Here is a 24,885-nt window from a genome sequence, read left to right on the forward strand (position 1 = left end):
GGTCCAGCCCCGCGAGCCGGGCCATCGACACCTGGAAACCTACCCGAGTACGAGACGCCGGAGCGACCGCATTTTCGCAGCGCCCCGGCGTCCCGGTCACTCAGTCCCGCTCGGCGAGCGTCAGCTCGATGCCACCGACCAGGTCGGCGCAGACGTTGTAGACGAACGCTCCCAGCGTGGCCAGCGCGGTGAACAGCACCACGTTGACCAGGCCGATGAGCGCCGAGCTGAGGATCACGCCCTTGGCGTTGATCTGGAAGCCGCTGGTGCTCTGCCCACCGCCTGCGTTCACCAGGTCGCTGAGGCTGTCGTTGACGCTCTGGAACACGCCCATCGCGTCCAATGCCAGGTAGAGCACCGAGGTGGCGACCACCACCACGATGAAGAGCACCACCGAGACGGCGAACGCGAACTTCATCACCGACCAGGGGTCGATGCGCTTGAGGTTCAGCCGTGCCCGGCGCGGCCCGCGGGACGCGGCCGAGCTGACTGAGGTACGCGCGGCGCGTACCGCCTCACCGACGCGTGCGGCCCCGACGGCGGACGCGTTACCGATGCCCGGGGGCAGGCCGCCGCCGCTCGCCGGGCGGCCACCAGCGGCGGTACGCCCCGAATCCGGCCGGGCCATACCCGGCGTGATCCGAGGCTGGGTGCCGGTGGCGCTGGTCGAGGACGCCTGACCGGGTCGTGTGCTGATCGGCTGAGTGGTCGTCGGGCGAGCCGAGTTCCCGGCAGACGCCGCCGGGGCTGAGCCGGCGGACGTCGGCGCCTCGGTGGTGGATTTCTCCGCCTTGCCCTCGCCCGATCCACCGTCGTCGCCGGGCTGCTCCGGCGGCGGCGTCATACCGGGAGCCCTTGTGAATTTCGGGGCAGGCGCGTCGGCGGGAACCGTGGCCCGGCCCACGGCCGCGCGGCCGGTCGCTGGTGTGCCGCTCTTGGCGGCCTCCTCGTCGACCGGGTTGGCCGAGGTCCCCGTGTTCCCCGACTTCGCCTGTGTCTCCGTCATTCAACTAGTCCTGTTCGTCAGGCTCGTCGGCATTGCGAGCAATCGCCACGATAGTCACGCCGTCCGGGAGGTCCATCAGCTTGACCCCCATTGTGTTCCGGTCACGTGTACGGCGTACAGGCTTCACCGGAGTCCGGATGACACCACCGTTGCTGGTGATCGCGAACAGCTCGTCGTCCGGGTCGATCACCACGGCACCGACCAGACCACCGCGCCGTTCGGTGATCTTCGCAGTCAGCACGCCCTTACCTCCCCGGCCCTGCACCGGGTATTCCTCGATCGGGGTACGTTTCGCGTATCCCCCGTTAGTGGCCACCAGGACGTCCAAACCGTCCCGGACGACCTCCATGGCCAGCAGGACGTCGTCGTCCGTGAAGCGCATGCCGATCACGCCCGAGGTGGCCCGGCCCATCGGCCGCAGCGCCTCGTCGGAGGCGTTGAACCGGATCGCCTGCGCCTTCTTGGAGACCAGCAGCAGGTCGTTCTCCGGAGCCACCAACGCAGCACCGACCAGCTCGTCCTCATCGCGCAGGTTGATCGCGATGATTCCGCCGGAACGGTTGGAGTCGAACTCCTCGAGCCGCGTCTTCTTCACCAGGCCGTTCTTCGTGGCCAGTACCAGATAGGGGGCTACCTGGTAGTTCGGGATTTCGATGATCTGCGCGATCTGCTCGTCGGGTAGGAAGGCGAGCAGATTGGCCACGTGCTGGCCCTTGGCTACCCTACTGGCCTCCGGCAGCTCGTACGCCTTGGCCCGGTAGACGCGGCCCTTGTTGGTGAAGAACAAAATCCAGTCGTGGGTGGAGCATACGAAGAAGTGGCTGACAATGTCGTCCTGCCGCAGCGTGGCGCCGCTGACGCCCTTGCCGCCACGCCGCTGTGAGCGGTAGAGATCGACCTTCGTCCGCTTCGCGTAACCCGTTCGGGTGATCGTGACGACCACGTCCTCCCGGGCGATGAGGTCCTCCATCGAGACCTCGCCGTCGAACGGAATGATCTGCGTACGCCGGTCGTCGCCCCACTTCGCGACGATCTCGCCCAGCTCCTCCGAGACGATCCTGCGCTGCCGCTCCGGCTTCGCGAGAATGTCCTTCAGGTCGGCGATCTCGATCTCGAGCTTGGCCAGATCGTCAACGATCCGCTGCCGCTCCAGGGCGGCGAGCCGGCGCAGCTGCATGTCGAGGATCGCGGTCGCCTGGATCTCGTCGATCTCCAGCAGCCGGATCAGGCCCTGGCGGGCGTCGTCCACGGTTGGCGAACGCCGGATCAGCGCGATGACCTCGTCCAGCGCGTCGAGGGCCTTGCCGAGACCGCGCAGGATGTGCGCCCGCTCCTCAGCCTTACGCAGCCGATACGCGGTCCGCCGGCGGATCACGTCGATCTGGTGCTCGACGTAGTAGCGGATGAACTGGGCCAGGTTGAGCGTGCGCGGCACCCCGTCGACCAGGGCCAGCATGTTGGCGCCGAACGTCTCCTGAAGCTGGGTGTGCTTGTAGAGGTTGTTCAGCACGACCTTGGCGACCGCGTCGCGCTTGAGCACGAGCACGATCCGCATACCGGTACGCCCGGAGGACTCGTCACGGATGTCGGCGATACCGGCGAGCTTGCCCTCCTTGATCAGCTCGGCGATGCGCTCGGCCAGGTTGTCCGGGTTGACCTGGTAGGGCAGCTCGCTGACGACCAGACACGGCCGACCCCGCTTGTCTTCCTCGACCTCCACCACTGCGCGCATCCGGATCGAGCCACGACCCGTGCGGTAGGCGTCCTGGATGGCCGTCGTGCCGACGATCAGACCGTGGGTCGGGAAGTCCGGACCCTTGACGATGCCGAGCAGCGCCTCGAGGGTCGTCTCCTCGTCCTCTTCCGGGTTTTCCAGACACCACTGGACCGCCGCGCCGATCTCCCGCAGGTTGTGCGGCGGGATCTTGGTGGCCATGCCGACCGCGATGCCCTCGGAGCCGTTCACAAGCAGGTTGGGGATCCGCGACGGCAGGATCGTGGGCTCCTTGGCCCGGCCGTCGTAGTTGTCCTGCAGGTCGACGGTGTCCTCGTCGATGTCCCGCAGCATCTCCATGGCGAGGGGGTCGAGCTTGCACTCGGTGTAGCGCATCGCGGCGGCCGGATCGTTACCCGGCGAGCCGAAGTTGCCGTTGCCGTCGACAAGCGGGTAGCGCAGCGACCAGGGCTGCGCCATCCGGACCAGCGCGTCGTAGATGGCCGAGTCGCCGTGCGGGTGGAACTGGCCCATCACGTCGCCGACGACGCGGGAACACTTGACGTAGCCGCGGTCCGGACGGTAGCCGGAGTCGAACATCGCGTAGAGGATCTTGCGGTGGACCGGCTTGAGCCCGTCCCGGACGTCCGGCAGCGCACGACCGACGATGACGCTCATCGCGTAGTCGAGGTAGGAGCGCTGCATCTCCACCTCGAGCCCGACCGGTTCGATCCGGTCGTGCGCGACCACCGCGGCGATGGCCTCGGCGGGGACCTCGGGCTCGTTCGGTGTGGACTCGGGAGAATCGGTCACTGTATACCCTTATCAGACTCAGAGTCGTTTTCGTGCTGTGGATAACCGCTGTGGATACCGGCCAAGCTGTGGATAACTCTGTGGACCGGCGGATCGGTCGGGTGCGCCCGGCCGATCCGCCGCAGTCCGTCAGATGTCCAGGAACCGCACGTCCTTCGCATTGCGCTGGATGAACGACCGGCGGGCCTCGACGTCCTCACCCATCAGCACGCTGAACAACTCGTCGGCGGTCGCCGCGTCGTCGAGAGTGACCTGACGCAGGGTACGCGTTGCCGGGTTCATCGTGGTTTCCCACAGCTCGGGGTAGTTCATCTCGCCGAGGCCCTTGAAGCGCTGGATGTCGTCCGGCTTGGCGTTCGGCTTCTTCTGCTGGCGCAGTGCGATCAGCCCGTCCCGCTCGCGGTCGGAGTACGCGTACTGGGCGTCGTCGCCCTTCTTGTTCCACTTGATCTTGTAGAGCGGCGGGGCGGCCAGGTAGACGTGGCCCATCTCCACAAGCGGACGCATGAAGCGGAACAGCAGCGTGAGCAGCAGCGTCTGGATGTGCTGGCCGTCGACGTCGGCGTCGGCCATCAGCACCACCTTGTGGTACCGCAGCTTCTCCATGTCGAAGTCGTCGTGGATGCCGGTGCCCAGCGCGGTGATCAGCGCCTGGACCTCGTTGTTCTTCAGCACCCTGTCGATCCGGGCCTTCTCCACGTTGAGGATCTTGCCGCGGATCGGCAGGATCGCCTGGGTGCGCGGGTCGCGGCCCTGCTTGGCCGAGCCACCCGCCGAGTCGCCCTCGACGATGAACACCTCGGACTCGCGGGGGTCCGTTGACTGGCAGTCGGCGAGCTTGCCCGGCATCGAGCCGGACTCCAGCAGAGACTTGCGCCGGGCCAGCTTGCGCGCCTGCTGCGCGGCGATCCGTGCCCGAGCCGCCTGGGAGGCCTTCGTAATGATCATCTTGGCCTCGGCCGGGTTGCGGTCGAACCAGTCGACCAGCCGGTCGTTGCAGACCCGCTGCACGAAGCTCTTCACAGGGGTGTTGCCCAGCTTGGTCTTGGTCTGACCTTCGAACTGCGGGTTGGCCAGCTTGACCGAGATGATCGCCGCGAGCCCTTCCCGGATGTCCTCACCGGAGAGCTTCTCGTCCCCCTTGAGCAGCTTCTTGTCGGTGCCGTACCGGTTGACCACGCTCGTCAGCGCGGAGCGGAAGCCCTCCTCGTGGGTGCCGCCCTCGTGCGTGTTGATCGTGTTGGCGAAGGTGTAGACCGACTCGCCGTACGACTCGTTCCACTGCATGGCGATCTCGAGTGACATGCCCTCCTCTTCGGCCTCGAACTCGACCACGGTCTTGTGGATGGGGCTCTTCGAGGCGTTGAGGTGTCGGACGAAGTCGGCGATGCCACCCTCGTAGTAGAAGGTCACCTCACGCTGCCGGCCGTCCTCCTCCTCGGCCACCCGCTCGTCGAGCAGGTGGATGCGCAGGGCGCGGTTGAGGAAGGCCATCTCCTGGAGACGCCGGTAGATGGTCTGGAAGTCGAAGTCGACGGTCTCGAAGACGTCGGGGTCGGGCCAGAAGGAGACGGCAGAGCCGGTGCGGTCGGTGGTCTCGCCCTTCTCCAGCGGGCTCGGCTTGGAATTGGTGTAGTGCTGCCGCCACACGGAGCCGGACTTGTGGATCTCGACGAACATCTTCGTGGAGAGCGCGTTCACCACAGAGACACCGACGCCGTGCAGACCGCCGGAGACCGCGTACGCCTTGCCGTCGAACTTGCCACCCGCGTGCAGGATGGTCAACGCGACCTCGACGCCGGGCTTCTTGAGCTTCGGGTGGAGGTCGACAGGGAAACCACGGCCGTTGTCGGTGACGCGTACGCCGCCGTCGGCGAGCAGCACGACGTCGATGGTGTCGCAGTATCCGGCCAGCGCCTCGTCCACCGCGTTGTCGACGACCTCCCACACGAGGTGGTGCAGACCGCGCTCGCCGGTGGACCCGATGTACATACCGGGCCGCTTGCGAACGGCCTCCAGCCCTTCGAGAACGGTGATCGACTCTGCGCCGTACTCCTGCTTGTCCTGCGCTGCCACCCTCGGCCACTTTCTCGCGTCGTCCACGCCAAAACAGGGCGCGTCGGGCGCGGGTTCGGCGGACAGGACGCGACGTCGGCGCGCGGACCGGTGCCGGAGACCTCCGGACAGCGGGTCGAACGCGCCGGTCGCCGCGGTTGCCCGCGGATCGCGATCGGCTCGACCCGACATGGAGAATGATCCGGGGCCACCGGCCCCGTCCCGCACTCCGCACCGGGTCTTCGTCTCACTGTCAATCCTACTGTGCGCGCGGGACAGAACCGCCACTCGGCACCCTCAACGAGGCGGCTGAGATGTCCATAGCCGGCAGAACCCCATTACCCACGACTCCCCCCACACGCCATGCCTCGATCGCACGCGCCGCCGCCGGACGGGTTGACCCACGGCCGGGCGGGTCGGGGGTCGCGGTCGGATCTCGGGTGTCGTAGGTTTGCGGCGCTCCGGAAGCGGCCTTGATCTTTAGCGGCCGGAACCGGGACGATCGACCCGATCGTCCCGACACGTGCTCTTTAAGAGGTGACAGATGGGGCTGGACAACGTCGCGGTGCACTGGCCGCGGACCGGCCGCTTCTACGATCCGGTCGCGCCGGCCGAGTTCGTCGACTTCGGCGAGATCGTCGACGTACCCGGGATCTCGGCGCCGACGGCGGCGCTGGCGGAGCTGATCGCGAAGACCGGCACCATCCGCGCGACCGCGTACACCGAGTTGGTTGATCTCCTGCTCGGCCTTGAGGGTGTGTTGTATGCCACAGACGCCGCGGCAGAGGACGAGGACCCGGTAATCGATCCGGACGGGTGTGCCTGGATCGCGGCCGGCATCGAACGGTTCGTGGCCGGCCATCGCGCGTACGGCGAGGCTGTCACATTCGAGTCGGTGAGCACGGTTCTGCGTTCGCTGCTCGGTGACGGTCGGCTCGCCGAGCAACAGCTCCGGTGGCTGGAGAGCCGGCTGGACGCGATGCGCGACGAGAGCGGCGATCCGCCGCAGTGGAACTTCACCTGCCCCGAGTTGGGGGTTTTGGCGGCGTTCTACAGGCGCTGCGCCGATCGCGGCTTCGCCGTCTACGCCGACGCCTGACCGGGCGCCTCCGAGGGCTGCTGGTCGGCGGGCCGGTTGGCCGCGGCGATGACCCGGGTGAGCACCTCGTGCAGGTGCTGCAGGTCCGCCACGGGCAGCCCGAGCCGCCGCACGATCGCTGCCGGGATCAGTTCGGCCTGGCTGCGCAGGGCGGCACCGCTGGCGGTCAGGGTGACGGCGAGGCTGCGTTCGTCGGCGGCGTCGCGCTCGCGGCGCAGATAGCCGGCGGCCTCCAACCGCTTCAGCAGGGGTGACAGCGTGCCCGGATCGAGTTGCAGGAGACGGCTCAGGTCGCGACCGGAGAGCGGCGCGTGCTGCCAGAGCGCCAGCATGACCAGGTACTGCGGATGGGTCAGCCCCATCGGCTCCAGCAGGGGCCGGTAGACGGCCACCACGCTGCGCGCCGCCACCGAGAGGGCGAAACAGACCTGCTGCTCCAACGCCAGCGGATCGTCGCCCTCCGGTCGGTCGATCATCGGTTGCCCTCCCCACGCATGGTCATTATCGTAAGCGATCATTGGTACACCAACCATTGGTAGCCCAATTACCTGTCGGGCGCGGCGAGAGAAGGCGACAGATGACTGAGAACGGTGCGGCCCCCAAGTCTCCGGGCGAGGGCGGCCGGTTCCTGCGCTGGACCTTCCGCAACCTCGCCGGCCCCGCCGAAGGTGTGCAGGGTGCGATTCAGGGCGGCACCGCCGAGGCCCGCGAGGCGTGGAAGCGCGACCTGGCCGAGCGCAAGCGTCACACCCAGGAGCAGCGCGAACGGAAGCGGGCTGCCCGCGAGGCCGGCCGGAACCGGGGCGGATCCGCTCAGCCGTAGGTGTCCCGTGGTCCCCGGCCACGTACCCGACGTGGCCCCTTCGACCAGGACGGCGCGGCCGGGCCGTGGATGTGCAGCTTGCGCACCACGTTGTGGCCCACCTCCTGGGCGATCTGCTTGAGCAGCGAGCCGGCCAGCAGGCGCAGCTGGGTCGCCCACGCGGTCGAGCGCGCCTCTACCGTCAGCTCGCCGTTCTCCAGCTTGACAGGCCGGCTGTGCTGGGCGACCTCCGCGCCGACCACCCGTTCCCAGGCGCCGAACACGGTGGCCTCGGCCGCCGGCTGCTGCCAGCCCCGCGCCTTTACAAGCCGGTTCAGCACCGCGCTGAGCGGCTGCGGGTCGCGCGGGTCGGGGCCGGGACCGGAGTAGCCACGCAGCCTCCGCCCCGAACCGCCAGCGCCGTCGCCACCGGCGCCCGAGGGGGTACGTCGTGCGCGGGCCGCCGCCTGCCGCCGGGACAGCGCCGCGTCGAGGACCGCACGGGCCAGCTCCGGCCCGCTCGCGGCCTCCGCCTGCCCGCCAGCTCCGCCGTCCGCGGACACCCCTGGGGTACGCGCGTCCGTGGCGTCACCGGCCCGCCGGTCGGTCCGGCCCGTGTCGTTCCCGTTGGCGCGTGGCTCATTCGACACGGCGTACAGCCCCCTCGCCGACCTGGTATCGGGTGCCGCGCAGGGCGGCCGGTACGTCGTCGTCCACGGCGCAGGTGACGAGCAGCTGACTCGCTCCGCCGACAAGCTCGGCCAGCCGCTCCCGGCGTCCGGTGTCCAACTCGGCGAAGACGTCATCGAGGATCAGCACCGGTTCGATGCCGTCGGCGCGCAGCAGATCGTAGCCGGCCAGCCGCAGCGCGAGGGCGAACGACCAGCACTCGCCGTGGCTGGCGTACCCCTTGGCGGGCAGTGGGCCGAGGGCGAGGGCCAGCTCGTCGCGGTGCGGACCGACGAGGGTCGTGCCCCGTTCGATCTCGGCGGACCGGGAGGCGGCCAGCGCTGCGGTCAGCGCCTCGGCCAACGCGGCCCGGTCCATTGTCGCGTCGGTCAGCTCGATCGAGGGCCGGTAGGCGATGCTGGCCGCACCCCGGCCGGCGGCCACCGCGTCGTACGCCTTGGCGACGTGCGGAGTGAGCGCAGCTACCAGCTCCAACCGGCCGGCGAGAAGTTCGGCGCCGTGCTGGGCCAGGTGGGTGTCCCAGACGGCGAGGGTGCCGAGGTCTCCGCCGCGGGACCCGCCGGTCTTGCGGGCCAGGTACGCGGTGCGCAGCAGGGCGTTGCGCTGCTTGACGACCCGCTCGTAGTCGGCCCGCACGCCCGCGTAGCGGGGCTGCCTGGTGACAAGCAGGTCGTCCAGGTAGCGGCGACGCTCGGCCGGATCACCCCGGACCAACTCCAGGTCCTCCGGGGCGAAGAGCACAAGGCGCAGGGCGCCGAGCACGTCCCGGGCACGCCGTGCCGGAGATCTGCCCAGCCGGGCGCGGTTGGCCTTGCCGGGCACGATCTCCAGCTCGACCAGCAGTTCCCGCCCCTCGTGTGCGACAGCGCAGCGGATCACCGCCGAGGAGGCGCCCATCCGGACGAGCGGCGCGTCAGTGGCGACCCGGTGCGAGTCCAGGGTCGCCACGTAGCCCAGCGCCTCGACGAGGTTGGTCTTGCCGACGCCGTTGGCGCCGACCAGGACGTTCGCCCCCGGTTGGAGGTCGACGGCGACCCGCTCGTACGAGCGGAAGTCGACCAGTTCCAGCCGCTGGACGTACACAGGGTGTGGATACCGCTCAGCGCTTGTGGACGGCGTGGCCGCCGAACTGCTGGCGCAGCGCGGAGACCGCCTTCATGGCCGGTGAGTCGTCCTGGCGGGACGCGAACCGGGCGAACAGGGAGGCGGTGATGACGTTCAGCGGCACGGCGAGCCGGACGGCCTCGTCGACAGTCCACCGGCCCTCGCCGGTGTCCTCGGTGTAGCCGCTCAGCTCGGCCAGCTCCGGGTCCTCGTCGAGGGCCCGGTCCAGCAGGTCGAGCAGCCAGGAGCGCACGACGGTGCCCTCACGCCAGGACTTGATGACCCCCGGGACGTTGGTCACCAACTCGGAGGCGGCCATCAGCTCGTAGCCCTCGGCGTAGGCGTGCATGAGGCCGTACTCGATGCCGTTGTGCACCATCTTCGAGTAGTGCCCCGCGCCGACCGGGCCGGCGTGCACGAAGCCGAACTCACCTTCCGGCTTGAGCGCGTCGAAGATCGGCATGAGCCGGTCCACGTGCTCCTGGGAGCCGCCGACCATCAGGCCGTAGCCGTTCTGGCGGCCCCAGACGCCGCCGGAGACGCCGACGTCGATGTAGCCGATGCCCTGCTCGTTGAGCCGCTCCGCGCGCGGAGCGTCGTCGCTGAAGCGCGAGTTGCCGCCGTCGATGATGATGTCGCCCTCGCCGAGCACTGCGGCGAGCTCGTCGATGGTGGCGTCGGTGACGCCGGCGGGCACCATGACCCAGACAGCGCGCGGCGATTCGAGCTTTGCCGCCAGCTCGGCGAGGTCGGCGGCGTCGCTCAGCTGCGGGTTGTGGTCGAAGCCGACCACCTCGTGCCCAGCTGCCCGCAACCGCTCGCGCATGTTGCCGCCCATCCGGCCGAGTCCTACCAGGCCGAGCTGCATCTGTTCCTACCTCCGTGGATCTGGGTGTTGCTGGGCGCGATCAGCGGGACACGCGGATCGGCATGATGAGGTACCGGTACCCCGGAATGACCTCGCCATCCTCGCCAGCGGGCGAGATCACCGCGGGTTTGAAGGCGTCGACGAACGAGAGCATGGCGGTCTGGGAACCCAGGTTTGCCAGGCCGTCGATGAGGTACTGGGGGTTGAAACCGATGGTGAGTGCCTCACCGGTGAAGGTGGCCTCCATGGCCTCGCTGGCCCGGGCCTCCTCGGAGCCACCGGCCTCGACCACCAGACCGTCGGCGCTGAAGCTGAGCAGCACCGGGGTGGTCCGCTCGGCGACGAGCGCGACCCGCTTGACCACCTCGATCAGGGTGCTGACCGGCACCCGGGCCTCGGCGTTGTGGGTGGCGGGGAAGAGGGATCGCACCGGTGGGTAGTTGGCGCCGTCGAGCAGGCGGCTGGTGGTGCGTCGGGTGCCTCCGGCGAGACCGACCATGCCCTCACCGGCAGCACCTTGCGCGAGGGCGAGGGTGACCTCGCCACCGATCGGGCCGAGCGCCTTCGCGGTGTCGTTGAGCGTGCGGGCCGGCACCAGCGCGTTGATGCTGACGTCGGGGTCGTCGGGCCGCCACTGGATCTCACGCAGCGCCAGCCGGTACCGGTCCGTGGCGAGCATGGACAGGGTGCTGCCGGAGAGTTCGACCCGGACGCCGGTCATCATCGGCAGCGTCTCGTCGCGGCCGGCGGCGACGGCCACCTGGGCGACGGCGGTGGCGAACGCTGCCGCGTCCACGGTCCCGGCGCTCTGCGGCATCTCGGGAAGCGCGGGGTAGTCCTCCACAGGCATGGTGGGCAGGGTGAACCGGGCGCTGCCGCAGACCAGCTCGAGGTGGGCCCCGACCGCGGCGATGTCCACCGGCTTGGCCGGCAACGCCTTGGTGATCTCGGCGAGCAACCGGCCGGAGACCAGGGCGGCACCGTCGGCGTCACCCTGCACCTCGACGGTGACCTGGCTGGAGACCTCGTAGTCGAACCCGGAAACCCGCAGGTTGCCGTCGGTGACGCGCAGCATCACCCCGGCGAGCACCGGTACGGATGGCCGGTTGGGCAGGCTCTTCGCGGTCCACGCCACGGCCTCGGCGAGCGCGTCGCGCTCCACTCGGAACTTCATCAATGCCTCCGCGTCGACGTCAGCGACAACTCTCTCATGCCGACCGCTGCCTACCGTCCCGCCCGACCGTGCGGGTACCCATCGCACCTTAGGGCGCGGGGGCATCGGCTGTGCGCCCGACCCCATGGATCGTGTCGATGCTGACCGGCCTGTCCGGCAGCGTTCGGCCCGATCCACAGAAAGCCCAACGGTGATGATTGGTTTTTGTTCTCTTAGAAGAGATAACTCATCGTCTTCATCGCACCTGTGCAAACTGTGGAGAACTCAAGTTCGCGCAGCTCAGACAGGTTATCCACCGGTGATTTAGCTGTGGAGAACCCGGGGTACAACCGCCTCGTCTGTCCACAGCCCGGCGACGGCGGCAGGTTGTCCACCGTTGTCCACCGGTTGTCCACCGGTAATCCACCGACTTTCTCCCCATGCCTGTGGACAGCCGGGAAGATCACCATTGTGGTTGTCCCCAGAACCTTCAACAGCCCGTACACAGGTGGACAGGCGTCGGTGGATAACCTCGCGGTTGTCCCCAGCCGTCCACAGCGTCGTACACAGGGTTTCTCCACAGCCTGTGGGTAACTGGCGGAGCGCGGACCGTAGTTATCCACTGACGGTGGATAACGAGCTGTGGAGAACGAGTGAGCAACGAAGCGGACACGGCGTCGATCCTGTGGTCTGCACCATGTCGAGGGTCAACCGAGGCCCCCTCGCGGGAGACAAAAAGAGCGCGAGTCGGGCGCCTCGGAGACGGGCCGGTGCCCCGGCGCGGACGAAAAGAACGCCCGACCGGATCTCCGGCCGGGCGTGTCCCGGGTACGCGTGCCGCCGTACCCCTCAGGTGTTCTGCTTGATCCGGTTGGTCAGCTCGGCAATCTGGTTGTAGAGCGAGCGGCGCTCGGCCATCTGCTGCCGGATCTTGCGGTCCGCGTGCATGACAGTGGTGTGGTCCCGACCGCCGAACGCCTGCCCGATCCGGGGCAACGACAACTCGGTCAGCTCCCGACAGAGATACATGGCCACCTGGCGGGCGTTGACGAGCACCCGGGAGCGGGACTGGCCGCGCAGGTCCTCCAGGCTCACCCCGAAGTAGTCGGCGGTGGAGACCATGATCTGGTCGGCCGTGATCTCCGGGCCGGCGCCGTCCGGGATGAAGTCCCGCAGCACCTCCTCGGCCAGCGACAGCTCGACGGTCGACCGGGTCAGGCTGGCGAACGCGGTCACCCGGATCAGCGCGCCCTCCAGCTCCCGGATCGAGTTCGACACCCGGGAGGCGATGAACTCCAGTACGTCCGGTGGGGCGTAGAGCCGCTCCTGCGCTGCCTTCTTCTGCAGGATCGCGATCCGCGTCTCCAGGTCCGGAGGCTGGATGTCGGCGAGCAGGCCCCACTCGAAGCGGGTCCGCAGCCGGTCCTCCAGCGTCGCCAACTGCTTCGGCGACCGGTCGGAGGTGATCACGATCTGCTTGTTGGCGTTGTGCAGGGTGTTGAAGGTGTGGAAGAACTCCTCCTGCGTACGCTCGCGGTTCTCCAGGAACTGGATGTCGTCGATCAGCAGGATGTCGACGTCGCGGTAGCGGCGCTGGAACGCACTTGTCTTGTCGTCCCGGAGCGAGTTGATGAAGTCGTTCGTGAACTCCTCGGTCGACACGTACCGCACCGACCGCGCGTTACCGAGCGTTGTGGCGTAGTGGCCGATGGCGTGCAACAGGTGGGTCTTGCCCAACCCGGAGCTGCCGTAGATGAAGAGCGGGTTGTACGCCTTCGCCGGCGACTCGGCCACCGCGACGCTCGCCGCGTGGGCGAAGCGATTCGACGAGCCGATGACGAACGTCTCGAACATGTACTTCGGGTTCAGCCTGTTGCCGCCGGTGTCGGTGCCGGGCAGCCGACGGTCGTCGCGGCCGCCGGCGCGGTGATCCATCCCGCCGCGGCCGGGCCCGCTGTCGGTTCCACCGTCGCGGGGCAGCGGACGGATCACGTGCTGGTCCCGGGGCGACCCGGCGTCCTCGCGGTAGCGGGGCTCGTAGGGCCGGGTGTCCGGGCCCGGCTGATCCTGCCGGGAGGGCTGGTCGTCGTAGCCGCGCCGGTCCGACCCCGCCCGGGGCGGAGACCGCAGCGGCTCCACGAACGCGGCGCTGAACAGCGCCTCCTGCCCGTCGCGGCTGGCCGGAATCAGCCCGGACCGGTGGCCGTCGGCAGCCGGTCCGGGCGGCGGACCGGGCGGCGCCGGCGGTGCGGCGAGGTCGTACCCCGGCTGATGCTGCTCGGGGATGGTGTTGTCGGCCGGCGGCCGTCCGGAGTGCCCGTCGTCGAGGGAACCGGACAGCGGGATCTCGCCGTCGGTCGAGCCCGGCTCCGGTGCGCTGCGGTAGACGGTGCCGGCCGGGCGTCCGGTGGCGTCCTCGGCCACCCGCACCGTCACCGCCACCTGGATGGGCCTGCCGAGCCGGCGGGTCAACGCCTCGGTGATCGCCGGGCGCAGCCGTGACTCGATCACGTCCCGGGTGAACGCGTCCGGAACGGAGAGCAGCGCGGTGTCCTCGACGATCGCCCGTAGCCGGGTCAGCCGGAGGTAGGCGCGCTGCTGGGCGGAGATGATCTCGTCGGCGAGCTCGTCGGTCGCCGCTAACCACACCGCGGCAAGGTCGGTCGTACCGGCCACCGTCGTGCCACCCCCTCGCCTCTGCTCCCGGCCGCCGCTGTCTGCCAGCCGGCCGTCCCGGGCCCGCCCCGTGCGCGGGTGGAACATCACCCACCCGGACGACTGACCAGTGGGTCGTCCACAGGTTATCCACAGCCTGTGTACCGACCGATTGTGGGCCGCCCGGCGGACGCGGGTGCGACCTGCCCCCTGCCTGGCCGGGCGTTGAAGCGGGTTCACCGTGCCGAACGATTCACCGGCGTGTCCGGTCTTGCCTGCGCGCGACGACCGGAGCTTCCGATGCTCACCGCAATCGGGCACGGTAACAGCGTTGTCCCTGCCCCATCAACCGGCGACGCGGCAGCGACCTTGTCGGCATCAGCGAAAACCGCCCCTTCGGCCCCGGGCGCGTCCTCGACGGCGGCGCTGGGCATGTTTGACGGTCATTGCGCCCCTGCGTAGGCTGGAGCGGCTGCTCTCTCGTCCTCTGCTAGGGTGATGGGTGTTTGCTGCCCACGGTCGCATCCCCGCGTCGCCGAGGTCCCGTTCCGCAGGGCAGCACCGATCGGTGGTCACCGTCGAGGTGGCCTGGACCACCCCAGAACCCCGGCGATCCCGTCGCGCGGGGCGCGTACGAATACGGAGAGCCTGACGTGAGCAAGCGCACCTACCAGCCGAACAACCGCCGGCGCGCGAAGACCCACGGCTTCCGGCTGCGCATGCGCACCCGTGCCGGCCGTGCCATCCTGTCGAGCCGTCGCGCCAAGGGTCGTACCACCCTGTCGGCCTGAGCCGACCGGGCGGGTCCGGGGGACGTGGGCAGTCGTGCTGGCCGCTGCGCAGCGACTGCGGCGCAGCACTGACTTCGCCGCAGCGGTTCGCGGTGGCCGACGCGCCGGACGAGGTGCCGTCGTGGTCCACCTGACCGTGCCGGTGACCGCCGACCCCACCACATCGACCTCGCCGAAGCCGGCGCGGGAAACTGGTGCGGAGCAAGCCTCCGTCCCGGCCCGCGCCGGCTTCGTCGTGTCCAAGGCGGTGGGCAACGCGGTTGTCCGCAACAAGGTCCGGCGCCGACTGCGCGCGCTGGTCCGGGAACGACTGGCCGCCTTGCCCACCGGCAGTACCCTGGTCGTTCGGGCGTTGCCCGCAGCAGCCGAGGCGTCATATCCCCGGCTCGCCGCAGACCTGGACGCCGCCGTCGCGGTTGCCCGGTCGCCCCGAGAGAGGCGGTCCCGTTGAGCAGCGACAAGACCGCCGCCGCGTCCCCGATGTCGACCGGTGCCAAGGTGCTGACAGCGCCTATCATCGCGTACCGTCGGTGGATAAGTCCGGCTCTGCCGGCCCGCTGCCGGTTCTACCCGTCGTGCAGTGCGTACGCCCAGGAGGCGGTGTCCACCCACGGCGCGCTCCGGGGAGCCGCGCTGGCGGTCCGGCGGTTGTTGCGCTGCCACCCCTTCCACCCTGGTGGACATGACCCGGTGCCGGAGCCGGGCGGTCGCCGCCGTGCCGATGTGACTGGAGCACCGAATTGAGTCTCGACTGGATCTACTACGCGATTTCGTGGATCCTGCTGACCTGGCACTCCGCCTGGGACGCCATCGGGGTGCCCGTCGGCGCGGTGATCGGCACCAACTTTGCCTGGATCCTGGCCATCGTCTTCCTGGTGGTCACCGTCCGGGTGATCCTGTTCCCGGTCTTCGTCAAGCAGATCAAGTCGCAGCGCGCGATGCAGGCCCTCCAGCCCAAGGTCAAGGAGCTGCAGGAGAAGCACAAGGGTGACCGGGAGACGCTCCAGAAAGAGATGATGGAGCTCTATCGGAAGGAAAAGGCCAACCCGCTGATGGGCTGCCTTCCGATGTTCCTCCAGATCCCCGTGTTCCTCGGTCTCTTCCACGTGCTGCGCCGCTTGGACCCGGCCAAGCAGAGCAAGGACCTCTACGGCTGGACCGCCAGCCAGTTCGACAGCGCGTCCAACGCGAAGATTTTCACCGCCCCGATCGCCGGCAAGTTCGGATCCACCGCCGACGAGCTGGCCCGCCTCGGCGCCAACGGCACCACGGTCAAGGTCATCGCCGGTCTGCTGGTCCTGATCATGATCGCGACCACCTACCTGACCAGCCGTCAGATGATCCTCAAGACCGGCTGGGCCGAAGACCCGCAGCAGCGGATGATCCAGCGACTGATGCTCTACGGCATCCCGGCGTCGCTGCTGATCTCCGGCGCGATCTTCCCCATCGGTGTGATCATCTACTGGGTCACGAACAACCTCTTCACCCTCGGCCAGCAGCAGTGGGTGCTGCGCAAGTTCCCCCCGCCGGTGACCGCGAAGAAGACCACCGCTCCCGCCGCCAGCCGCAACCCTGTGCAGCCCGCCAAGTCCGGTGGTCTGTTCGGCCGTGGCAAGTCGACCCCGCCCGCGCCGGTCAAGGCCACCGCCCCCAAGGTGGCCGGTCCGAAGCCGGGCGCCAAGCCGGTGAACCCGAAGAAGAGCCGCCCCGCCAAGCGGCAGGGCTGACCCGTACGGGCCGTCGTCGGACCACCGGCGACGGCCCGTTCCGCACCGTGCAGCCGCCGGATGGCCGGCGCCGGGCGGAACCGGCCGCGCACGACGCGGTCACGGGCGACACTGCCCGTACAGACGTGCCCGCGGGCACCGGCGACCTCCCGCCGGCCCCGGGAAACCAGCGGACCCGACGGTCCGGCCGAGCGAGTACGGAGATGAGACCGTGACCGAGACCAGCATCCCCCGCGTCGAGCAGCACCTGGACGAGGAGGACACCGCGCCTCTCGCAGCAGACGGCGACACCGAGGCCGACGAGTCTGAGGTGGACGACGACGCCCCCGCCGCGGGTGGCCGTGAGAAGAAGGCCGCCGGCGAGGGCGAACTGTTCCGGCAGAGCGAGATCGCGGCGGACTACGTCGAAGGACTGCTGGACATCCTCGACTACGACGGCGACATCGACGAACTGGTCGCCGGTGGCCGGCCGGTGGTCGAGGTGGTCGGTGCCCGACTGCAGAACCTGGTGGGCCAGCGCGGCGCCACCCTGGAGGCGCTTCAGGAGCTGACCCGGCTGGCCATCTTCCGGCAGACCGGGACCCCGAGCCGCCTGCTGCTCGACGTCGGTGGCTACCGGGCGACCCGACGCAAGGAACTCGCCGCCGTCGCCAAGAACGCCGTCGAGAAGGTCAAGGAGTACGGCGAGCCGGTCCGGCTGGAGGCGATGTCCGCATTCGAGCGCAAGTGCGTCCACGACGTCGTCAACGCCATGTCCGGAGTGGCGAGCGAGTCCGAGGGCGTCGAGCCGAACCGTCGCATCGTCGTACGGCCGGCGGACTGACCGGGTGGCCCACGACGACCCCGCGGCTGACGCCGTGACCGGCCCGGGCGGTACGCCGCCCGGGCCGTCCGCTGTCCGGCCCGACACCGATCCGAATAGGTACGACGAGGACGGCGGCACTTCCGCACCGGACGCGCATGTCGGCGACACGTCGTCGGCGGCAGAGTCCGGTGACCGCAGCCCGTCGCCTGCCGACGCGGCACTGCCGCCCGAGTTGGCTCCGGCCGCGCTCACCCTCTTCGGTGATCGGCTCGACCTGGCCGCCGCGTACGCCGAACTGCTGGTGACCGACGGCGTGGTCCGCGGTCTGATCGGCCCTCGGGAGGCACCTCGGATCTGGGACCGCCACCTGCTCAACTGTGCGGCGGTCGCGGAACTGATCCCGGCCAACGCGACGGTGCTCGACGTCGGCTCCGGCGCGGGCCTGCCCGGGATGGTCCTGGCCATCGCACGCCCCGACCTGACCGTCACCTTGATCGAACCGCTCGCCCGACGGACGTCGTTCCTGATCGAGGCCGTCGAACAACTCGGCCTGACCAGGTCGGTGCGGGTGTTCCGGGGACGGGCCGACGAGGCCGCCAGCGGATCGGCCGATCGGTACCCGATCAGCGGAGACGTGGTGACCGCCCGCGCTGTCGCACCTCTGGACCGGCTGGCGACCTGGTGCCTCCCCCTGGCGGTACGCGGTGGACGGCTGCTCGCACTCAAGGGATCGTCCGCCGCGGCGGAGGTCGAGGAGCACGCCGGCGTCGTGGCGCGGCTCGGTGGCGGCGAGGCGGCAGTGCGCCTGTGCGGGGTCGAGGTGATCGACCCGCCGACCACAGTCGTGGAGATCGTCCGTGAACGCGTTGTCGGCCAACCTCGTCCGGCCGCCAGCAAGCGCGCCCGTGCAGGACGCGCACGCCGCCGCTGATCGTTGCGCCATCGGGCGTCCGGTCAGTGGGTTGCCTCGTTGTACCCGTACGGATGGAACGAGGGAATGAGAACCCGACGTGGACCGGCCGCGCCCGTCCGCCGTAGGCTGACCGCGCGTCGATAGTGTGGAGCGGCCGACGGACGTCGCGGACTCCGACCGCTCCCAAGGGGCCGTACGCCCCGGGGTGCGAGCGCGGGTGCGGGCCAAGTTGACCGAGGCGCGGACCGACCATCCGAAGCGGGCAGGGATGACAGGTGCATGACGACGGCAGGTACGACGATCCACGCGTGACCGGGTCAACCAGCGACCCTGTTTCACGTGAAACCGACTACCCGAGCTGGTCGCCCGGTGCGCCCGGGGCGTCCCCTCCTGCGGAGGGCGGAGATCCGCCGGTGTCGCGGGACGAACCGGCGGGCCAGCCGGCCCCGGTCGAGCCCCCGACGGCTGGTCGTCGGACACCGGAGGGGTTGACCCGACCGGTCAACGCACCCGAGGTGCGGCCGACGTCAGGTCGGCGGAACACGGCTGCGGCGGTGCGCTTCGAGCCTGCGGTCCCGCATCAGCCCACCGCTGCGGCACCCCGGGATGCCGTGGTCGTCCCCGAGGTGCCGACCGAGTCGCCGACGGCGGCCACGTCCGATCCCACGTACGTTTCACGTGAAACCCCGACGCGCGAAGAGGATGACCCACCCTTGGCTATGGAGGCGATGCGCGCCGTGCAGATCCTGAATCCCAGTGGCGAGGTGACAATGCCTCGGCCGGACCGGACCCGGGTCATGTGCGTCGCCAACCAGAAGGGCGGCGTGGGCAAGACCACGACCACTGTCAACCTGGCGGTGGCTCTCGCCCTGCACGGCAACCGGGTGCTCGTGGTCGACCTCGACCCGCAGGGCAATGCCTCGACGGGCCTCAACGTTCCGCACCACACCGGCGTTCCCGACGTCTACGACTGCCTCATCAACAGCGTGCCGCTGTCCGAGGTGGCGCAGGCGGTCGAGGGGATCCCGAACCTCTGGTGCGTACCGGCCACCATCGACCTCGCCGGCGCGGAGATCGAGCTGGTGTCGGTGGTGGCGCGGGAGTCGCGCCTCGACCGGGCCATCACCGCCTACCCGGGCCAGTTTGACTACGTCTTCATCGACTGCCCGCCCTCGCTCGGACTGCTCACTGTCAACGCCCTGGTCGCCGCGCAGGAGGTGTTGATCCCGATCCAGTGCGAGTACTACGCCCTGGAGGGGCTCAACCAGCTGATCAACAACATCAACCTGGTACGCCAACACCTCAACCCGAAGCTCGACGTCTCCACCATCCTGCTGACCATGTACGACCGGCGTACCCGGCTGGCGGACGCGGTGGAGCAGGACGTGCGGAACCACTTCGGCGACAAGGTTCTCCAGGCCGTCATTCCCCGCAACGTCCGGGTCTCCGAGGCGCCCAGCTACGGCCAGTCGGTGATGACCTACGATCCCGGTTCGCGGGGCGCGACGAGTTACTTCGAGGCAGCCCAGGAGATCGCCGAGCGGGGCGTCAAGGAGCCGGTGGGCCGGAATGCGTAGTGCGGACAAGTTGCTGGGAGGCTTGGCATGAAGAACCGTCCTCGGGGCGGTCTGGGACGGGGCCTTGGGGCGCTCATCCCGACCGGGCCGGTGCCAGGTGCCGCTGGCACCGTGACGGCCGAGCCGGAGAACGGGCACGTGGACGTCGACGTGGACGACGGTGCGGCGACCTCGGCCGTACCGGCTGCGCCTGTCAGCGTGCCGGCCCACCAGCCGGAGTCCACTCTCAGTCCGGTGCCGGGCGCCCGGTTCGCCGAAATCCCGGTCGACGCGATCCTGCCGAACCCGAAGCAGCCCCGCCAGGTCTTCGACGAGGAGGCGCTTGAGGAGCTGAAGACCTCGATCCAGGAGGTCGGCTTCCTTCAGCCCATCGTCGTCCGGCAGCTCGACGACGAGAAGTACGAGCTGGTGATGGGTGAGCGGCGTTGGCGTGCCGCCCAGGCGGTCGGGCGGGACAGCATCCCGGCCATCGTCCGGGACACCCGCGACGACGCCATGCTCCGCGACGCGCTGCTGGAGAACATCCACCGGGCCAACCTGAACCCGCTCGAAGAGGCCGCCGCCTACCAGCAGCTGCTTGAGGAGTTCGGGGCCACCCACGAGGAGCTGGCTCGCCGGATCGGCCGCAGCCGCCCACAGATCTCAAACACCATCCGCCTGTTGAACCTGCCGGCGCAGGTGCAGCGCCGGGTGGCGGCGGGTATCCTCTCCGCCGGCCACGCCCGCGCACTCCTGAGCCTCGACGACCCGGAGGCCCAGGAGCAGTTGGCGCTGCGAATCGTGGCCGAAGGACTGTCGGTGCGAGCCACCGAAGAGGTCGTCGCGCTGGCGCTGAACGACGGGCCCGCGAAGACGCAGGCGGCGAAGCGCCGAGCGAAGCCGCACGCACCCGCCCTGTCGGACCTGGCCGACCGGTTGTCCGACCGCTTCGACACCCGGGTGAAGGTCGACATCGGCCGGAGCAAGGGCAAGATCACGATCGAGTTCGCCACGGTGGACGACCTGGAGCGGATCGTCGGGATCATCGGAGTGCAGCAGGAAGGTTCCGGCGACTGATCGCGCTTCCCCTGCGGCCGCGCTTCCCCCGGGTAGCGCGGCCGTCCTGCGTCTGGGCCCGTTTCACGTGAAACAGACGCGTGGCCCTGCGCGTCGGTTGGGGGCGTAGCATCGCTCGGCTGCTCGGCTGCTCGGCTGCTCGGCTGCTCGGCTGCTCGGCTGCTCGGCTGCTCGGCTGCTCGGCCCCTTCCGCGTCACCTTGGTCGCTGTGGTTGCCGCCTCGGCTGCGCCGTCCTAGCTTTGGGCACCGCCCCGACTCAGCGCGCTCTGCCATGGCGTCCAGCGTCGTGTCGCTCTTCCCGGGCCGCCCCGGCTCTGCGTGCCCGGCCCCCGCCCCGCCGCCCAGCCCCGGCTTTGCGTGCCCGGCCCCGCCCGCCACCCGCGCCGCCCGGCCCCGCCCGCCACCCGCCTCGCCCCGCGCGCCCGCGCTGCCTCACCGGGTCGCCCTGCGCGTTGCGTCACCGGAGGGCGCGCCCCGGGACAGCCCTGGGCCGCCTCACGCCGCCTCGCGCGTCCTGGCGGTCCTGCCGCAAGGACGCGCGAGGCGGAACGGGGGCGCCCGCCCGCATGAAGCTCAGAACGGAGTTGACCTCTGCGGCTCTAAGGGCGCTCAGCGACACGTGCCGTACCCGAGGTGCTCGGAGAGGGCGGGGAGCCGGCAGCGGCCCGCTGAGAGGGCGCGCGAGGCGTCCGCTCGCCGTCTCAGGATCTACGTATGGCCGGAGGGGCCATAGCGCGGGCGTTTCACGTGAAACGGCGCCACCTCGACCGATGATCGACTCGCGTTCACGGAAATCGAGGTGTCTCATCGCCGGTGACACCCCGATTTCATGGAACCCGAGTCGATCAAGCGCGATGCCCGCCGACTACCCCGACTACCCCGACTACCCCGACCACCGCCGGCCCACGTCGGCGGTCTGCCTGACGAAGGGCACGCCATACCGCTGAGAGCCGTCGTCGAGAGCTTCGGCCGCACAGACGGGCATGGGCCCGCGCCAGCCCACAGCCCCAGTGGAAGCCACGCACCTCCGAGAGCCACGCACCTGCGAGAGCCACGCACCTGCGAGAGCCACGCACCTGCGAGAGCCACGCACCTGCGAGAGCCACGCACCTAGCCGATCCCCGGCCAGAAGCCACCGCCGCGATAGAGGCCACCGTTGCCGGAAGGCCCTCCGCCGCCGCCGCAAGGAGCCCTCAAACCTGTGGACGGCGCCACGGCCGGTCCGCCGCTTTAACGGCAGAGCCGAACCTGACTCGGCGCCCCTCAAGCGACCTGGCGTGACCGTCGTCCGCGACTCCATCGAAACGTCGTCTGAGCCGGCTCACCGCAGCCCGACCGCAACGACCGAGCGGTGGAAAAGTTATCCACACCCTTTGTCCACAGGCACCCCCCGTTTCACGTGAAACACCGCGTGGACGCGGGTGTCGGCCTGTGGATGACGGCCTGTGTTCGCCGTCTCGGCAGCCTGTGGATATCGCTTTGGCGGGGTGTTGGCGTCGGGTCGGCCGATCGACGCGAGGCACTGATCTGGACGGCCCGGACCGATCAAACAAGTAGGGACATGGGTGCCAGACTCGGTTAGGGTCAGCTTCGTGCACGACACCCCTCCCTCAGTCCCGGACTTCACCCAGTGGCCTTCGTTCCCCTTCGAAGGTGATCTCCGTGTGAAGCAGCTCGACGAACCGGTCCCGGTCGAACCGCCACGCAAGGGCGAGGGCCTCCGGGAATGCACCGCCTGCAACGCTCCCGACGACGCGTACATCTGGGTGGGAGAGCGGTGGCGGGTACGCGCCATGGATCGCCCCACCGGTCTGCCCATGGTGCTCATCCTGGAGTCGCGGACCCACCTCGATCTGGGCGATCTACCGAATCTGCTCGCCGCCGAACTCGGGGTGATGACAGTTCGCCTGGAACGTGCAATCCGGTCGCTGGACGGGGTGGCGCGGGTGCACGTCAACCGTTGGGGCGACGGCTCCGCTCACCTGCACATGTGGTTCTTGGCCCGCCCGTACGGCCGGCTGCAGTTGCGGGGAACCTTCCTGTCGCTGTGGGACTCGATCCTGCCGCCGATCTCCGAGGATCAGTGGCGGGAAAATCTGGCGCTCGTCGCCGCCTGGCTCGCTGAGTTCGGCGGTCGGCCGCTGGCGGAGCCGCCCCGAATCCAGTGGCAGGCACCATCGAGCCTGCTGGCCCAGTCCGAAGCCGCGCACGCCGCTGCGGCCCAAGAGGAGGCCGTCTCGGTGATCGAGGCGGCAGAGGAGATCCCGGAGCCGGCAAACGAGGAAAGCCCCGCCGCCGACCTCGCGGACGGCGATGGGGACGACGGGGTGCCCTCCGTCACCGATCCGGCCGCGACCGACATCGACCCGCCATCCGCGCCCACTGTCGCCGCCGGCCACCTAGCCCGGGAGCAAGCAACCGGGTCAGCCGAGCGAGCGGTCAGCCCAGCCGGGTCAACCGAGCGAGCCGTCAACCCGGCCGGCTCAGCCGAGCGAGCAGCCGGCCCAGCCGTGCACGCGCTCCGCCCGCCCGAGCGAGCAGTCGGCCCAGCGGCCGAACAGAACGCCGAGCAAGACGCCGACCAGGACCCCGAGGCAGCACCCGGCCCCGGAGCCACGCCCGCGACCGCTTGAGTCACGCCCGCGACTGCACGAGCCACGCCCGCAGCCGCACGGGCCGCGCCTGCGGCTGCGCCAGACGCGATGGACGCCGCCGCCCCAACCAGCACACCCCACTCGGCGTGCAATCCGCCCACTGATCGTCGGCCTGCCGAGCCACGCCCACGACCGCGCCAGACGCGACGGACGATGTCGCCGCACCGGCAAGCACACCCGAGCCGACCGACCATCCGCCCACTGCCGACCTGTCAGCCGGGCGGCGGCACCACACCCGTCCACCTCACGCGCAGATCGGCAGCTCGTCGTCCGCGGCCACCCGCTCCGGTCCGGGTGGCCGGGGTACGTAGCCGCACTCCTTGGCGACAATCGCCTCCACGAAGCTCAGCGCTGCCCACCCCGGCCCGGATCCGCCACGTGCCGTGTAACGGGTCAGGATGCGTGCTGGGCAGCGGCGCGGCTGACAAGCGAGCCGAGGAGCCGACCGAAGTCCAGACCGGCGGCCTGGACGGCGAGCGGCAGCAGTGACGTCTCGGTCATGCCGGGCGAGACGTTGACCTCCAGCACGTGTGGCTGACCGGCGGCGTCCACGATCACGTCGACCCGGGACAGGTCCCGGAGGCCGAGCGCGGTGTGCGCGGCGAGGGCCACGTCGGCCACTGCGGCGGCCACCTCCGGCTCCAGCCGGGCCGGGGCGTGCCAGGTGGTCCGGCCGGCGGTGTAACGAGCGGCGTAGTCGTAGACACCGTTACGCGGCACGATCTCGACCGGCGGCAGCGCCTGCGGCCCGTCACCCAGATCGACAACGGAGACCGCCACGTCCTTGCCGGCCACGTACCGCTCGACGAGCGCCGTCGAGTGGTACGCGAAGCAACCGACCATCGCGGCCGGGAGTGACGCGGCGTCCCGGACCACAGCGGCGCCCAGACCCGACCCGCCCTGCGCCGGCTTGACCATCAGGGGCAGACCCAACCGGTCGACGATGCGGTCCAGGACGGCGACCGCACCCAGTTCGGAGAAGCGGTCGTGTGGCAGTGCCACCCAGTCCGGGGTGGGGATGCCCGCTTCGCGGAGCACTGCTTTGGCGGACGGCTTGTCCCAGGCGAGCCGCGAGGCGCGGGCGTCGCAGCCGACGTACGGGATGCCGCACAGGTCGAGGACTCCCCGCAGGGAGCCGTCTTCGCCACTCGCCCCGTGCAGAGCGATCACGACGGCGTCCGGTGGGTCGGCGGCGAGGGCGGGCAGGAGCGCCACGTCGGCGTCCCGCAGCTCTGCCTCGACCCCGACGGCACGCAGGGCGTCGATCACCCGGCGACCGGAGCGCAGCGAAACGTCACGTTCGTAGGAGAGGCCGCCGGCGAGTACGAGCACCCGCAGGTCGGCCGCGACAGCGGAGTTGGTCACGGCGAGGCGCTCGACAGCGGTCGTACCCATTGCGGCA

The 24,885-nt window shown here is 69.8% G+C and carries 21 protein-coding genes; 11 read left to right on the forward strand and 10 right to left on the reverse strand.

The genetic code is table 11. From position 1 onward, the window contains the following. Positions 1–100: 100 nt before the first annotated feature. From F4558_RS26545 to gyrB, 3 genes are all read right to left on the reverse strand, one after another. Positions 101–1,006, reverse strand: a complete 906-nt coding sequence (locus F4558_RS26545; RefSeq protein ID WP_167946414.1) for a DUF3566 domain-containing protein — start codon at positions 1,004–1,006, stop codon at positions 101–103. A gap of 4 nt (positions 1,007–1,010) precedes the next feature. After that, on the reverse strand, positions 1,011–3,533 hold the full coding sequence (gene gyrA, locus F4558_RS26550; protein WP_053651710.1) for a DNA gyrase subunit A: 2,523 nt from the start codon (positions 3,531–3,533) through the stop codon (positions 1,011–1,013). Positions 3,534–3,662: 129 nt separating this feature from the next. After that, positions 3,663–5,609 (reverse strand): DNA topoisomerase (ATP-hydrolyzing) subunit B, encoded by a 1,947-nt coding sequence (gene gyrB, locus F4558_RS26555; protein ID WP_053651709.1) that lies wholly within the window; start codon positions 5,607–5,609, stop codon positions 3,663–3,665. Positions 5,610–6,132: 523 nt separating this feature from the next. Between gyrB and F4558_RS26560 the strand changes: the two genes are divergently transcribed. Next, on the forward strand, positions 6,133–6,687 hold the full coding sequence (locus tag F4558_RS26560) for a hypothetical protein (protein WP_053651707.1): 555 nt from the start codon (positions 6,133–6,135) through the stop codon (positions 6,685–6,687). Here F4558_RS26560 and F4558_RS26565 read toward each other — a convergent pair. Continuing rightward, entirely contained in the window at positions 6,672–7,163 is a 492-nt protein-coding gene (locus F4558_RS26565; RefSeq protein WP_167946416.1) for a MarR family winged helix-turn-helix transcriptional regulator, read from the reverse strand. The two genes, F4558_RS26560 and F4558_RS26565, sit on opposite strands and share 16 nt — an antisense overlap. A 101-nt stretch (positions 7,164–7,264) precedes the next feature. Between F4558_RS26565 and F4558_RS26570 the strand changes: the two genes are divergently transcribed. Then, positions 7,265–7,510, forward strand: coding sequence for a hypothetical protein (locus F4558_RS26570; protein ID WP_053651703.1), 246 nt, complete (start codon positions 7,265–7,267; stop codon positions 7,508–7,510). Here F4558_RS26570 and F4558_RS26575 read toward each other — a convergent pair. The 5 genes from F4558_RS26575 to dnaA form a co-directional block, all read right to left on the reverse strand. Continuing rightward, a complete protein-coding gene (locus F4558_RS26575; RefSeq protein WP_053652330.1) occupies positions 7,501–8,052 on the reverse strand; it encodes a DciA family protein in 552 nt (183 codons plus the stop codon). The two genes, F4558_RS26570 and F4558_RS26575, sit on opposite strands and share 10 nt — an antisense overlap. Positions 8,053–8,128: 76 nt before the next feature. Next, on the reverse strand, positions 8,129–9,262 hold the full coding sequence (gene recF, locus F4558_RS26580) for a DNA replication/repair protein RecF (protein WP_053651701.1): 1,134 nt from the start codon (positions 9,260–9,262) through the stop codon (positions 8,129–8,131). Between the two features lie 16 nt (positions 9,263–9,278). Next, on the reverse strand, positions 9,279–10,151 hold the full coding sequence (gene gnd, locus F4558_RS26585; protein WP_053651699.1) for a phosphogluconate dehydrogenase (NAD(+)-dependent, decarboxylating): 873 nt from the start codon (positions 10,149–10,151) through the stop codon (positions 9,279–9,281). Between the two features lie 40 nt (positions 10,152–10,191). Beyond that, positions 10,192–11,325 carry a DNA polymerase III subunit beta gene (gene dnaN, locus F4558_RS26590; RefSeq protein WP_053651697.1) on the reverse strand — a complete coding sequence of 378 codons (1,134 nt, stop codon included), beginning with the start codon at positions 11,323–11,325 and terminating at the stop codon, positions 10,192–10,194. Positions 11,326–12,153: 828 nt separating this feature from the next. Further along, entirely contained in the window at positions 12,154–13,980 is a 1,827-nt protein-coding gene (gene dnaA / locus F4558_RS26595) for a chromosomal replication initiator protein DnaA (protein WP_167946418.1), read from the reverse strand. Between the two features lie 632 nt (positions 13,981–14,612). On the opposite strand from dnaA, the gene rpmH reads away from it, so the two are divergent. The 9 genes from rpmH to F4558_RS26640 all read left to right on the forward strand — a co-directional run bounded on the left by rpmH (position 14,613) and on the right by F4558_RS26640 (position 23,462). Continuing rightward, complete coding sequence (gene rpmH, locus F4558_RS26600) at positions 14,613–14,750, forward strand: 50S ribosomal protein L34 (protein ID WP_007453904.1); 138 nt, start codon at positions 14,613–14,615, stop codon at positions 14,748–14,750. Between the two features lie 34 nt (positions 14,751–14,784). Then, positions 14,785–15,201 (forward strand): ribonuclease P protein component, encoded by a 417-nt coding sequence (gene rnpA, locus F4558_RS26605; RefSeq protein ID WP_053651695.1) that lies wholly within the window; start codon positions 14,785–14,787, stop codon positions 15,199–15,201. Between the two features lie 29 nt (positions 15,202–15,230). Further along, positions 15,231–15,494: a membrane protein insertion efficiency factor YidD gene (gene yidD / locus F4558_RS26610; RefSeq protein WP_209274737.1), complete on the forward strand. Its 264-nt coding sequence runs from the start codon at positions 15,231–15,233 to the stop codon at positions 15,492–15,494. Further along, positions 15,491–16,477: a membrane protein insertase YidC gene (yidC, locus tag F4558_RS26615; RefSeq protein ID WP_167946420.1), complete on the forward strand. Its 987-nt coding sequence runs from the start codon at positions 15,491–15,493 to the stop codon at positions 16,475–16,477. The genes yidD and yidC overlap by 4 nt, the downstream gene beginning before the upstream one ends. Before the next feature lie 211 nt (positions 16,478–16,688). Next, positions 16,689–17,300 carry a Jag family protein gene (locus tag F4558_RS26620; RefSeq protein WP_053651690.1) on the forward strand — a complete coding sequence of 204 codons (612 nt, stop codon included), beginning with the start codon at positions 16,689–16,691 and terminating at the stop codon, positions 17,298–17,300. A gap of 4 nt (positions 17,301–17,304) precedes the next feature. Next, positions 17,305–18,213, forward strand: coding sequence for a 16S rRNA (guanine(527)-N(7))-methyltransferase RsmG (rsmG, locus tag F4558_RS26625; RefSeq protein ID WP_370469166.1), 909 nt, complete (start codon positions 17,305–17,307; stop codon positions 18,211–18,213). Between the two features lie 470 nt (positions 18,214–18,683). After that, positions 18,684–19,772, forward strand: a complete 1,089-nt coding sequence (locus F4558_RS26630; protein ID WP_280846146.1) for a ParA family protein — start codon at positions 18,684–18,686, stop codon at positions 19,770–19,772. A 27-nt stretch (positions 19,773–19,799) separates the two neighbouring features. Beyond that, positions 19,800–20,828 (forward strand): ParB/RepB/Spo0J family partition protein, encoded by a 1,029-nt coding sequence (locus F4558_RS26635; protein WP_053651683.1) that lies wholly within the window; start codon positions 19,800–19,802, stop codon positions 20,826–20,828. Positions 20,829–22,421: 1,593 nt separating this feature from the next. Continuing rightward, positions 22,422–23,462: a hypothetical protein gene (locus F4558_RS26640; protein ID WP_376767577.1), complete on the forward strand. Its 1,041-nt coding sequence runs from the start codon at positions 22,422–22,424 to the stop codon at positions 23,460–23,462. A gap of 414 nt (positions 23,463–23,876) precedes the next feature. Here the strand turns inward: F4558_RS26640 and F4558_RS26645 are convergent, their stop codons facing one another. Continuing rightward, a complete protein-coding gene (locus tag F4558_RS26645; protein ID WP_167946422.1) occupies positions 23,877–24,878 on the reverse strand; it encodes a D-alanine--D-alanine ligase family protein in 1,002 nt (333 codons plus the stop codon). Positions 24,879–24,885 lie beyond the last annotated feature (7 nt).

The sequence above is a fragment of the Micromonospora profundi genome, from assembly GCF_011927785.1.
GTDB classification, from domain to species: Bacteria; Actinomycetota; Actinomycetes; order Mycobacteriales; family Micromonosporaceae; genus Micromonospora; species Micromonospora profundi.